Origin of the sequence: Flavobacterium sp. 245, from assembly GCF_004362055.1 — a bacterium.
In the GTDB taxonomy this organism is placed as follows: Bacteria; Bacteroidota; Bacteroidia; order Flavobacteriales; family Flavobacteriaceae; genus Flavobacterium.
The window spans coordinates 55,971-70,134 of the sequence record NZ_SNXB01000013.1; the positions used below are offsets into that span (position 1 = coordinate 55,971).

Genomic DNA, 14,164 nt, shown 5'->3' on the forward strand with positions numbered 1-14,164 from the left:
TATTCACAGCAAAATATTTAGTTGTTTTTCAATTTAAATTCCTATAAAATGAAAAAAACATTACACTTTATCCATTTAATAAAAAAAGCCTGCATACCGTTTTGTATGTTGCTTTTCTTATTTTCATCTAGCATAGGGTTTGCGCAAACAATAACACCAACAAAAACAGTTACTGTTGCTCCTGGAGTTTGCGGAGCGCTGGATGTTGAATTAAAAATTCAGGGTTCAAATCCAGTTACTAGACCTTTAGAGGTTGTTTTAGTTATTGACGTATCTGGAAGTATGGGGGATGGAAACGGTAAGAAACCTCTAGCCTATGCTCAGGATGCTGCTATTGATTTTATCAATAAAATGTTTCTTCCTGCTAATAACCCGACAGGGAAAAACAGGGTGGGTATTGTAACTTACAGTTCAACTGCGTCAATTAGAAGATATTTAACAAATAGCAGCGGTCAAGCGGACTTAATATCAGTAATAAATGGACTTTCTGCAAATGGAAACACCAATATTCAAGATGGTTTGACAAAAGCCAGATCAATATTATTAGATCCTGATCCTGCTAAGGGCGCTACTTTCGATTGTGCTACAGCACGAAGTGTAGTTTTATTAACGGATGGAGTTCCAAATAGAACCGGTACTAATGGTGACGGTTGTGGCGGATCTTGCTCACCAGCAATTATAACTACTGCAAATAATATTAAAACAGTTACTGTTTCAGGAACTAATTATAGTAATCAAATTTTTTCTGTTGGACTCTTTGGCGCTATTAGCGGAACAGAACAATCAAATGCTCAGACTATACTTAATGACGTTCAGTCTGGCGGTTCATTTTTCACAGAATCTGGTGCAGATTTAACTGGAATTTATAATCAAATTTTCACTCAGTTATCTTGGGTTGCAAAAGCAATAACTGGAACTCCTTTTGAGAAAGAAACCATAGGTGCTAATTTCACCATCGGATCTGTTTCTGTAACCAAAGGAACTACAACAATTACAGGACAAGAAATTGCCTGGAATATTGATTTCTTAAATGTTGAGACGATCACTTTAAAATATCGATTGACTCCAAAACCAAATACTTGTGGCAGTCAACAAGTGAGCACATCGAAGCTTTTCTTCCAAAACGCGCTCTGTAATAATGCAACGCAGGATATTGTATCTCCAATGACCGATGTTCCATGCCCAATTATTACTATTGCATCACAAACAAATGTAAAATGCTTTGGAGGAAACACTGGCGCTATTACGCTTAATAATCCAACTGGAGGGCAAGGTCCGTACACTTTTAAATGGACTAAAAATGATGTCGATTTTGCTACAACACAAAATATATCTGGTTTAACCGCTGGAACCTATAAAGTTAGCGCAAAAGATAGTAATAGTTGTGCTACAGGAATTTTAACCATCATAATAACACAGCCGGCAGCAGCTTTAGCACTTGCAATTTCTAGTAAAACAGATGCTCTGTGTTATAACACTAGTACCGGAAGTGTAACTGCTGGTGCGGTTACTAATTCTGTTGGCACCGTAAATTATTCATGGAAAAACTCTTCTAATGCTGTAGTAGGAACAACTGCTTCTGTATCTAATCTTCCTATTGGGACTTATACCGTTACTGTAACAGATGATTGCTCAAGTCAATCTAATTCGGTTACTATCGGACAGCCTTCGGCAGCTTTAGCACTTGCCGCTTCTTCGAAAACTGATGCTTCCTGCTATGGAGCAAGTACAGGAAGTGTGACTGCGGGAGCTGTTACCAATTCAGTCGGAACTGTAACGTACACTTGGAAAAATGCTTCTGACGTTGTCGTAGGAACAACTGCTTCGGTATCAAATCTTCCTACTGGAACTTATACTTTGACAGTGACAGATTCTTGTTCTAGTAAAACGGATACAGTGACTATTGGACAGCCAGCCGCCGCTTTAACTCTTGCAACTTCTTCGAAAACCGATGCTTCTTGTTATGGAGCAAGTACAGGAAGTGTGACCGCTGGAACTGTTAGCAATTCAGTTGGAACTGTAACGTACACTTGGAAAAATGCTTCCGATGTTGTCGTAGGAACAACTGCTTCTGTATCTAATCTTCCTACTGGAACTTATACTTTAACTGTAACGGACTCATGTTCTAGTAAAACTGATACAGTGAATATTGGACAGCCAGCAGCAGCCTTAACACTTGGAGCTTCTTCAAAAACCGATGCATCGTGCTACCAAACAAGCACAGGAAGTGTGACTGCCGGAACTGTTAGCAACTCAGTTGGAACTGTAACATATACATGGAAAAATGCTTCCGATGTTGTCGTAGGAACAACTGCTTCTGTATCTAATCTTCCTGCCGGAACTTACACTTTGACGGTAACGGATTTTTGTTCTAGTAAAACTGATACAGTAACTATTGGACAGCCAACTGCTGCCTTAGTTGCTTCGATCAATACAAAAACAGATGTAGACTGTAAAGGAAATGCAACTGGTTCAGCCACAGCTTCTGCGACTGGAGGAACAGAAACGTATTACTATTCTTGGAATACGAATCCAGTACAAGCTACAGCAACTGCCACAAATTTAATTGCAGGAACTTATACCGTAAAGGTAACAGATCAAAAAGGCTGTACAGATACGGAAGAAATTACAATTAATGAACCTCAGTCTGCATTGACTTGTTCAGTAGTTCAAGATAAACCCGTTACAGCAAACGGACTAAGCAATGGAGAAGCAACTGTAACGCCAATTGGAGGAAATGGCGGGTATTCTTACGCTTGGGATAACGGTGAAACAACTCAAAAAGCATTAAGCCTTAATGCAGGAACACATACTGTAACCGTAACCGATTCTAAAGGATGTAAAACAACTTGTACTGTATTAATTACGCAACCAGCTGTTTTATCCTGCAGTGTGGTTGAGAACGATCCTGCTAAATGTTATGGAGACAGCAACGGTAAAGCTACCGTAACTCCAGTTGGAGGAAACGGAGACTATACTTATGCTTGGGACAACGGAGAAACAACTGCTCAAGCAACTGGTCTTAATGCGGGAACGCATACTGTTACTGTTACTGATAAATTAGGATATAAAACTACTTGTACTGTACTTATCGGACAGCCTCAGTCAGCATTGACCTGTTCAGTAGTTCAAGATAAACCCGTTACAGCAAACGGACTAAGCAATGGAGAAGCAACTGTAACGCCAATTGGAGGAAATGGCGGGTATTCTTACGCTTGGGATAACGGTGAAACAACTCAAAAAGCATTAAGCCTTAATGCAGGAACACATACTGTAACCGTAACCGATTCTAAAGGATGTAAAACAACTTGTACTGTACTAATTACACAGCCAGCTGTTTTATCCTGCAGTGTGGTTGAGAACGATCCAGCTAAATGTTACGGAGACAGCAACGGTAAAGCTACTGTAACGCCAGTAGGTGGAAACGGAGACTATACTTATGCTTGGGACAATGGCGAAACAACTGCTCAGGCGACTGGTCTAAACGCAGGAACGCATACTGTTACTGTTACTGATAAATTAGGATATAAAACTACTTGTACTGTACTTATCGGACAGCCTCAGTCAGCATTGACCTGTTCTGTAGTTCAAGATAAACCCGTTACAGCAAACGGACTAAGCAATGGAGAAGCAACTGTAACGCCTCTTGGAGGAAATGGAGGCTATACTTATGCTTGGGATAATGGAGAGATAACTGCTCAGGCAACTGGACTAAATGCAGGAACGCATACTGTAACCGTAACCGATTCTAAAGGATGTAAAACAACTTGTACTGTACTAATTACACAGCCAGCTGTTTTATCCTGCAGTGTGGTTGAGAACGATCCAGCTAAATGTTACGGAGACAGCAACGGTAAAGCTACTGTAACGCCTGTTGGAGGAAACGGAGATTACACTTACTTATGGGACAACGGCGAAACAACTGCTCAGGCAACTGGCCTAAACGCAGGAACTCATAACGTAACGGTAACTGACAAATTAGGCTATAAAACTACTTGTACGGTACTTATCGGACAGCCTCAGTCAGCATTGACCTGTTCAGTAATTCAAAATAAACCTGTAACAGCAAACGGACTAAGCAACGGAGAAGCAACTGTAACGCCTCTTGGAGGAAATGGAGGCTACACTTATGCTTGGGATAACGGCGAGACAACTGCTCAGGCAACTGGACTAAATGCAGGAACGCATACTGTAACAGTAACCGATTCTAAAGGATGCAAAACAACTTGTACTGTATTAATTACGCAACCAGGTGTTCTATCCTGCAGTGTGGTTGAGAACGATCCAGCTAAATGTTACGGAGACAGCAACGGTAAAGCTACTGTAACGCCAGTAGGTGGAAACGGAGACTATACTTATGCTTGGGACAATGGCGAAACTACTGCTCAGGCAACTGGTCTAAACGCAGGAACTCATACTGTTACTGTTACTGACAAATTAGGCTATAAAACTACTTGTACGGTACTTATCGGACAGCCTCAGTCAGCATTGACCTGTTCAGTAATTCAAAATAAACCTGTAACAGCAAACGGACTAAGCAACGGAGAAGCAACTGTAACGCCTCTTGGAGGAAATGGAGGCTACACTTATGCTTGGGATAACGGCGAGACAACTGCTCAGGCAACTGGACTAAATGCAGGAACGCATACTGTAACAGTAACCGATTCTAAAGGATGCAAAACAACTTGTACTGTATTAATTACACAGCCGGATGTTCTATCCTGCAGTGTGGTTCAGAACGATCCAGCTAAATGTTACGGAGACAGCAACGGTACAGCTACTGTAACGCCAGTAGGTGGAAACGGAGACTATACTTATGCTTGGGACAATGGCGAAACTACTGCTCAGGCAACTGGACTTAATGCAGGAACTCATACCGTAACAGTAACTGACAAATTAGGTTATAAAACTACTTGTACGGTACTTATCGGACAGCCTCAGTCTGCATTGACATGTTCAGTAGTTCAAAATAAAGCCGTTACAGCTAACGGGCTAAGCAACGGAGAAGCAACTGTTACGCCAATTGGAGGAAACGGAGGCTATACTTACGCTTGGGACAACGGCGAAACAACTCAAAAAGCGGTTGGATTAAACGCAGGCATTCATACGGTAACCGTAACAGACTCTAAAGGATGTAAAACAACTTGTTCTGTTACAATTAGTGAGCCGAATGTTCTTTCTTGTAGTATTACTCAGGATGATCCAGCTAAATGTTACGGAGACAGCAACGGTAAGGCTACTGTTTTAGCAATCGGAGGAAACGGAGATTACACTTACTTATGGGATAATGGCGAAACAACTGCGCAGGCGACTGGCCTAAACGCAGGAACTCATACCGTAACAGTAACTGACAAATTAGGTTATAAAACTACTTGTACGGTACTTATCGGTCAGCCTCAGTCTGCATTGACATGTTCAGTAGTTCAAAATAAAGCTGTTACAGCTAACGGACTAAGCAATGGGGAAGCAACTGTAACGCCAATTGGAGGAAACGGAGGCTATACTTATGCTTGGGACAATGGCGAGATAACTGCTCAGGCTACTGGCCTAAATGCAGGAACGCATACTGTAACCGTAACAGATTCTAAAGGATGTAAAACAACTTGTACTGTACTAATTACACAGCCTGATGTTCTATCCTGCAGTGTGGTGCAAAACGATCCTGCTAAATGTTACGGAGACAGCAACGGTAAGGCTACTGTTTTAGCAATCGGAGGAAACGGAGACTATACTTATGCTTGGGACAATGGCGAAACAACTGCGCAGGCAACTGGCCTAAACGCAGTAACGCATACTGTTACTGTTACTGATAAATTAGGTTACAAAACTACTTGTACTGTAATTATCGGACAGCCTCAGTCAGCATTGACTTGTTCAGTAATTCAAAACAAACCTGTAACAGCAAACGGACTAAGCAATGGAGAAGCAACTGTAACGCCTCTTGGAGGAAACGGAGGCTATACTTATGCTTGGGACAATGGCGAGATAACTGCTCAGGCTACTGGACTTAATGCAGGAACGCATACCGTAACAGTTACGGATTCTAAAGGATGTAAAACAACTTGTACTGTACTAATTACACAGCCGGATGTTTTATCCTGCAGTGTGGTTCAGAACGATCCTGCTAAATGTTACGGAGACAGCAACGGTAAAGCTACTGTAACTCCAGTTGGAGGAAACGGAGATTACACTTACTTATGGGATAACGGCGAAACTACTGCTCAGGCAACTGGTCTAAATGCAGGAACTCATACCGTAACGGTAACCGACAAATTAGGTTATAAAACAACTTGTACAGTAACTATCGGACAGCCAAGCGCTCCTTTAACTGCGACAAAATCACAAATAAATCCAGGTTGTGGTGGCGCTGCTACTGGATCAGCTACAGTTGTTGCTTCTGGCGGAACAGCTCCATATACTTATTCTTGGAATACAAATCCGGTGCAGACTACAGCAACTGCAAGTAATCTTGCTGCTGGAAATTACACCGTAATAATTACAGACTCTAAAGGATGTAAATACAGCGAATCATTCGAAATTATTGACGGAGATTCTGTGATTCCAGTTATTAATCCCCTACCTGTGACTTCAACTATTAATTGTCCGGCAGAACCTGTATTTGCACAAGCTACTGCAAGCGATTTAAATGGAACTATTTCTTCATTGACTTATGAGGACACAGTAACACAAGGCAATTGTGCAGGATCATACACTAAAACAAGAACTTGGATAGCCAAAGATGCTTGTGGAAATGTTTCTCTGCCAGTTAGCCAAACGATTATTGTACAAGATATCACAGCTCCAACTTGGACTACACAAATTGCTTCTTTAAACAGAACTATCGAATGCAGTAATCAACAAGCTTTGACATCGGCGCAAGCCTTATTTCCTGTAGCTTCAGATTTATGTGATACTGATGTTTCCAATATCGTAAAAGTAAGCGGACAGTTTGTAGCTTCTGAAGGATGTTCAAATGCTGGAACTTATACCAACACTTGGACCGTAAAAGATGCCTGCGGAAATACTTCTGAAACTTTCAATCAGGTGATTACAATTCAAGATACAACTGCTCCAACTTGGACTACACAAACTGCTTCTTTAAACAAAACTATCGAATGCAGTAATCAACAAGATTTGACATCGGCGCAAGCCTTATTCCCTGTAGCAACTGACGCTTGTGATACTGATGTTTCCAATATTGAAAAAGTAAGCGGACAGTTTTTAGCTTCTGAAGGATGTTCAAATGCTGGAACTTACACCAATACTTGGACAGTAAAAGATGCCTGCGGAAATACTTCTGAAACTTTCACTCAGGTGATTACAATTCAAGATACAACTGCTCCAACTTGGACTACACAAACTGCTTCTTTAAACAAAACTATCGAATGCAGTAATCAACAAGCTTTGACATCGGCGCAAGCCTTATTCCCTGTAGCAACTGACGCTTGTGATAATGATGTTTCCAATATTGAAAAAGTAAGCGGACAGTTTGTAGCTTCTGAAGGATGTTCAAATGCTGGAACTTACACCAATACTTGGACAGTAAAAGATGATTGTGGCAATATTTCTGATACTTTCACTCAAGTGATAACCATTCAAGATACTACTACTCCAATCTTTAGCGGTGATCTTCCAACTGATATTACAGTTTTATGTGATGCAGTTCCAGAACCAGCTAACATTGAAGCTTCAGATAATTGTGGTGGAGATTTACCAATTGTATTAGCGGAAACTAAAACTGATATTAAAAACGAATGTGGTACTGAATATACTTTGACTCGTAAATGGACAACCAGCGATTGCTCAGGAAATACAACTTCATTTACTCAAATTATAACCGTTCGTGACACAACACCGCCAACAGGAACTGCTCCAGCAGATGTAGCAGGTTTACAAAATACTGCAGCTATTCCGGCTGGAAGCCCAAGTGATATTACTGATGCTGCTGATAATTGTGGCGGAAATGTGAACATCACTGTAAGTGATTCTAACAATGGAGCAAATGGCTGTGATGGAAATGCATACATCTTAACTAGAACTTACACTTTGACAGACTGTGCTGGAAACAAAACTGAATTAGTTCAAACATTTACTGTTGAAAACAAAGTATCTGTATCTGGGGTTCCTACGAACGTAAGCTGTCTTGATGGAACTGATGGTTCTATAGCAGTGACAAGCAGTCCAGGCGCAACAGTTATAATTACTAATGCAAATAATGAAGTGGTTGGAAATACTAATTTACCAGCTGGAACTTACACTCTTACTGCCACTGCTCCGGTAAATGGTGAAGGTCAGATTTGTACTGCAACGGCTACAGTAACAATTACGCAACCTAATTATAAAGTTAAAATATCTGGACAAATTATTAATGTAGACACCAATACTCCTATTGCGAATGTACCAGTTACATTAATACCACAAGGCACAACACCTGGTCCAACTTTAATACGAATCACTAATGCCAATGGTGAATATACTTTTGCTGGAATGGTGGCCGGAAGTTATTTGGTTCAAGTTCAAGATGCTAACTTAAACAGTGCCTATCAATTATATCCTGTAGATTCAAGTTTGTTCTTTACAACACTTGAAGAATGTAAATTCCAAGTTCACAATTTCTTATATGGAAAATCAAACCTTCCGGTTTTAGGAGATTATGTTTGGTATGATGTTAACAGCAATGGAATGCAGGATGAGTGGTATGACGCTAATAATGATGGCGTTGTAACTAAAAACATTCCAGACAGCAACGGTGCTATCGACTACAGCTTATGGGAATGGATTGACTTTAATGGAGACGGAAGCTATGTTGGACCTCAAAATGCTGGTGAGCTAAATGCTGCAGGTTTTGGAAATGCGCAAAGCTCAAATATTTTAATTGATGGTCCAAACGGATATCACGATGAAGTAATTATTGGAATTCAAGGTTTCTGGAGAAACAGACCAGAAAGTGCGAATCCTTACGGAGAATACAAAGTTAAACTTGTAAGAGATGCAAACTTAGACGCAGTCGCTGCTGCTTTAGGAGCAACAGGATTAGTAAAAGTATTGCCTTCATCAACATCTAATACCAATAAAAAAGCTACATCTAAAACGGGCAAATCACAAATGCATACCGTTTGTACCACTACAAGTGCCGATGGATACATTGTAAATGTAACTCCTGAAGATTTGGTTCACCTAGATATTGACTTTGGAGTTAATTGTAAAGAATACCAAGACATTGTTGCTAATGATGACAATGGAGGGCCATTCCCTGGAGTTAATACTACAACACCAAATGTATTGAATGTATTAACAAATGATACACTTGAAGGTGTACCTGTAACGGCTTCAGATGTTGTTATCACAACTGTAACACCAAATGAATTCTTGCAATTGAATCCTGACGGTTCAGTAGATATTTTGCCAAATGCACCTGCGGGTACACTAACAATGGTATATCAAATTTGCGAGGCCGATCAAACTTCAAATTGTGATACTGCAATTGTAACTATTACAATTGAAGCTCCAGTAATGACGGTAACTGCTACACCAATTTGTGTAAACGATGTTCCGTATGTAGATTATGTAGTTACCCCTGGAAATTTCACTCCTGTAAATGGCGTAACAATTTCATGGGCCGACAGCAATAACAATGTTGTTACTACAATGAACAATTTACCACTTAGCGGTAGAGTATTATGGCCAGGAGCTGTGGTAGATCAGGCTGGTAACGGTGTAGATTGGCCAGGGTGGTTATTCCAAAATAATCAATGGATTGAAGGTGCCGATGGTTTCGAAACATTACGACCAACAGCTACTTTAACAATATCTGTTAATCCGTCGCAAACCATTGTGGTAAACTATCCACCGGCAGATCCTTATTGTATTGCCAGACCAACATTTGCAATTGTAGCTAATGATGATACTGCAGGACCAATAAAAGGAAATACCGGAGGCACAAACGTAGTGAACGTTTATACGAACGACACATTAAATGGAAATGCACTTAATCCGGCTGATATAACACTTACAGTTGTAACGCCTGACCCAACGGGAGCATTAACCTTAAATCCTGACGGATCTGTAAACGTTGCTGCTAATACGCCAACCGGAACTTATGTATTGACTTATCAAATTTGTGAAAATGCTGATTTTGGAAACTGTGACACAGCAATAGTAACAGTAACTGTTGTCAATATACCGCCTGTAATTAATGCACTGGCAGACACATATAGTGTTAATTGTAATGGTTACGGAAATGTTGGAAATGTTTTAAGTAATGATACTATAGATCTTTCACCAGCATTGATAAGCTTGTTAAACTTTACTTTACTGCCTAGTACTAATGGCAACGCTGGAATTAGCGTTGATGGTTCAGGAAATGTAAATGTGGCAACAACAACCCCTCCGGGAACCTATAATTATGACTATCAAATATGTCTTAAAAATTATCCTCAGGTGTGTACAACAAGAACAATTACGATAACTGTTGTTCCAAATGTAACCAACCTTGCAAGTGAGGCTTGTGCCGATGATTCTACTCCTATTGATTTGCTTTCTTTATTACCAGCAAACACACCGGTAAACGGTACATGGGTTGATACAAATGGTAGTAACGCATTGCAAGGAAGTGTTCTTAACCCATTTGGTCTTGCGCTAGGCAATTATGTATTTGAGTATAAAATAGCTGATCAAAGTTGCCCAAGAACAATATTGCTTTCAATGGAAGTTAATGATGATTGCAAAGTACTGCCATGTGAAAACATACTTGTACACAATGCTTTCTCTCCAAACGGAGACGGTATAAATGATGTGTTTGTAATTGATGGTATTGGCGACTTGACCTGTTATCCAGGCAATACAGTCGAGATCTATAATCGTTGGGGAATATTAGTCTTTGAAACGACAGACTATAATAATTCAACGAATGCATTTGATGGAACTTCGAGAGGAAGAACTACTGTTAATAAATCGGAAGGATTGCCAACAGGAACCTACTTCTACATTGTTACTTACAAATCTCTAGACGGAAATAATGTAATTCAGTATAACAAAAAAGACGGATACCTATATCTTTCAAAATAAACCCAGGCTGCAAAGGCTGCTATAAATACTATAGCAGCCTGATACAGCAGAGAACATTAAAAATCCGGGAATTGAAAGAATAATATCATGGATTTTTTAGGGGATTTCATTAATAATCAATAGTAAAATTGAAATAATAAATAGCTACTATGAGAACAAAATTATTTTACTTCGTCATTCTGTTTGTAACTATTGCAGGTCACGCGCAGCAAGATTCTCAATATACGCAATACATGTACAACACTATAAACATAAACCCTGCCTATGCAGGTTCTCGTGGAGCCTTAAGCATTTTCGGTTTGTACCGTACACAATGGGTTGGTTTGGATGGTGCTCCTGAAACAAGCAGTTTCTCAATAAATACACCAATAAACAACAGCAATCTCGGAATTGGAGGTTCACTTGTTAATGATAAAATTGGTCCTACAAATGAAAATAATATTTCTGTTGACGTTTCGTACACCGTACAGACCTCAGCAAATTTCAAACTTTCATTTGGTATCAAGGGAACAGCAAATATATTCAATTTGGATGTGAGCAAACTGAATCCTGACGTTGCAGGAGATCCACAATTTCAGGATTTGGATAATAAATTTACTCCTAACGTAGGAGCCGGAGTTTATTGGCACTCAGATAAAGCTTATATTGGTTTTTCAATCCCAAATTTTATTGAAACAAATCGTTACGATGATAATGATGTTGCCATTTTCAAAGACAAAATCAATTACTATTTAATGGCAGGTTATGTATTTGATCTTGACAAATACCAATACTTCAAATTCAAACCAGCTGTACTTACAAAAATGGTTGAAGGTGCGCCGCTTCAAGTTGATCTTTCTGCAAACTTTTTGTTCTATGACAGATTTATGGTTGGTGTCGCTTATAGATGGAGTGCTTCCTTAAGCGCTATGGTTGGGTTCCAAATCACAGATGGTCTTTATTTAGGATATGGTTACGATCGTGAAACCACAAACCTGAATAATTACAACTCAGGATCACATGAAATTTTCCTGCGTTATGAATTCTTTACTAAAAATGGTAAAATAACAACTCCTCGTTTCTTCTAAAAATAAGTACTATGAAAAATTATATTTTCCTTTGCCTAACATTTGTAAGCGTTTTTTCATTGGACAGTTATTCACAGCAGTCAAAACTAAATTCTGGTGATAAAAAATACAATAATTACGCTTATGTTGATGCAATAAAGACGTATGAAAAAGTAGCAGATAAAGGATATAAGTCTGAAGAAATGTTCAAGAAACTTGGTAATTCTTATTACTTTAATTCAGATTTTACCGGTGCTGCTAAATGGTATGGCGAGTTGTTCGCAATGAATTCTAATGTAGAGCCTGAATATTATTACCGATATGCCCAATCTTTAAAATCAATAGGAGAAACTGCCAAAGCAAATAAAATTCTGGATGAATTTGATGCCAAAAACAAAAACGACAACAGAGCAAAACTTTATAAAAACGATGTAAATTATCTCGATCAAATTAAAGCAAACTCAGGCCGATATAAAATTGAAAATGCCGGAATCAACAGCAAATATTCTGATTATGGATCTTTCGTTTACAACAACAAATTATATTTTGCTTCTGCCAGAGATACTGGAAATTTTTCGCAGAGAAAACACAAATGGACAGGCGAATATTTTACAAATATTTATGATGCCGATGTTGATCCTGCAACTTACAGTGCTGGTAAAGTCAATAAATTTAAAAATGCTTTAAATAGCAAGTTCAATGAAGCGACTCCTGTTTTTACTAAAGATGGAAAAACAGCATACTTCACACGAAACAATTTTGTAGACGGCAAAAAAGGAAAAGATGCCAATAAAGTTACTTTAGTAAAACTATATAAAGCTACACTTGACAGTAAAGGACAATGGACGAATATCGTACCACTGTCATTTACAAGTGACAACTACAGCACGGCACATCCGGCACTTAGCCCTGACGGAAAAACGCTGTACTTTGCATCTGATATGCCAGGAACAGTAGGCCAATCTGATATATATAAAGTAAGCATAAATGGCGACGGAAGCTATGGAACTCCAGAGAATTTAGGAAAAAGCATTAATACGGAAGGAAAAGAAACATTCCCATTTGTTACGGATGACAACGAGATTTATTTCGCTTCAGATGGACATCCCGGACTAGGCGGATTAGATGTTTTTGTTGGTGATATAGATAGCGACGGTACTGTCAGCAATATTCAGAATCTTGGTGCCGATGTCAATTCTCCTAAAGATGATTTTGCCTACTTTATTGATCCAGTCAGCAGATTGGGGTATTTTAGTTCCAATAAAGACGGTGGAGAAGGATCAGACGATATTTATAAGTTTCTAGAAACAAGAAGACTAAAATGTATTCAAGAGCTTAGTGGTATTATTACTGATATTGAAACTAAAGAAATATTGCCTGGAACAAAAGTTACTTTATACGAAAATCAAGTTATTAAAGCTACTGCAACGGCAGATGAAACTGGTTTATACAAACTTCCTGTTGAATGTAAAAAAACATACAATGTTCGTGCTGAAAAACAAGATTACGATACTAAAGAAGTCAGCATAACAATCGACAAAGTAAGCGGAAAAACCGATTTGCCGATTGCTTTAAACAAACGCATGTGCCGTGTTACTGTTGGAGATGATTTAGGAAAATGCTTTGGCATCAAAATGATTTATTTCGATTTGGATAAATCAAACATCAGACCCGAAGCTGCATTGGATTTAGAAAAAATACTTGCTGTATTAAACGACTATCCAGCAATGAAACTCGATATTCGCTCACATACAGACAGCCGTGCAACGCACCAATATAATGAAGCCTTATCTGACAGAAGAGCAAAATCTACTATTCAGTGGTTAATTAAAAACGGTATAAATGCAAATCGCTTAACCGGAAAAGGATATGGCGAAACACAGCTTGTCAATAAATGCTCAGACGGTGTTCCTTGTACTGAAGAAGAACATCAAATGAACAGACGAAGCGAATTTATTATTACAGCACTTTAGTTATTAGTTTATTGTTATATGTTTTGAAAAAAAAGCTGTCTGTTTCAGGCAGCTTTTTTTACATAAAAAAAAATCGTC

The 14,164-nt window shown here is 39.0% G+C and carries 3 protein-coding genes; all 3 read left to right on the forward strand.

What is annotated here, in order from left to right; all coding sequences use genetic code 11:
- Positions 1-48: 48 nt before the first annotated feature.
- The 3 genes from EV145_RS19960 to EV145_RS19970 all read left to right on the forward strand — a co-directional run bounded on the left by EV145_RS19960 (position 49) and on the right by EV145_RS19970 (position 14,086).
- Positions 49-11,067 carry a gliding motility-associated C-terminal domain-containing protein gene (locus tag EV145_RS19960; RefSeq protein WP_133526954.1) on the forward strand — a complete coding sequence of 3,673 codons (11,019 nt, stop codon included), beginning with the start codon at positions 49-51 and terminating at the stop codon, positions 11,065-11,067.
- 149 nt (positions 11,068-11,216) lie between these two features.
- The gene (locus EV145_RS19965; RefSeq protein WP_133526955.1) at positions 11,217-12,134 is read left to right on the forward strand and encodes a type IX secretion system membrane protein PorP/SprF; all 918 of its coding nucleotides are present in this window, start codon (positions 11,217-11,219) and stop codon (positions 12,132-12,134) included.
- 11 nt (positions 12,135-12,145) lie between these two features.
- Positions 12,146-14,086: an OmpA family protein gene (locus tag EV145_RS19970; RefSeq protein WP_133526956.1), complete on the forward strand. Its 1,941-nt coding sequence runs from the start codon at positions 12,146-12,148 to the stop codon at positions 14,084-14,086.
- Positions 14,087-14,164: the final 78 nt, after the last annotated feature.

Excerpts from the sequence above, each read along its gene's own strand:
- EV145_RS19960 (WP_133526954.1), top strand. The coding sequence starts at position 49 with ATGAAAAAAACATTACACTTTATCCATTTAATAAAAAAAGCCTGCATA.
- EV145_RS19970 (WP_133526956.1), top strand. The coding sequence starts at position 12,146 with ATGAAAAATTATATTTTCCTTTGCCTAACATTTGTAAGCGTTTTTTCA.
- EV145_RS19965 (WP_133526955.1), top strand. The coding sequence starts at position 11,217 with ATGAGAACAAAATTATTTTACTTCGTCATTCTGTTTGTAACTATTGCA.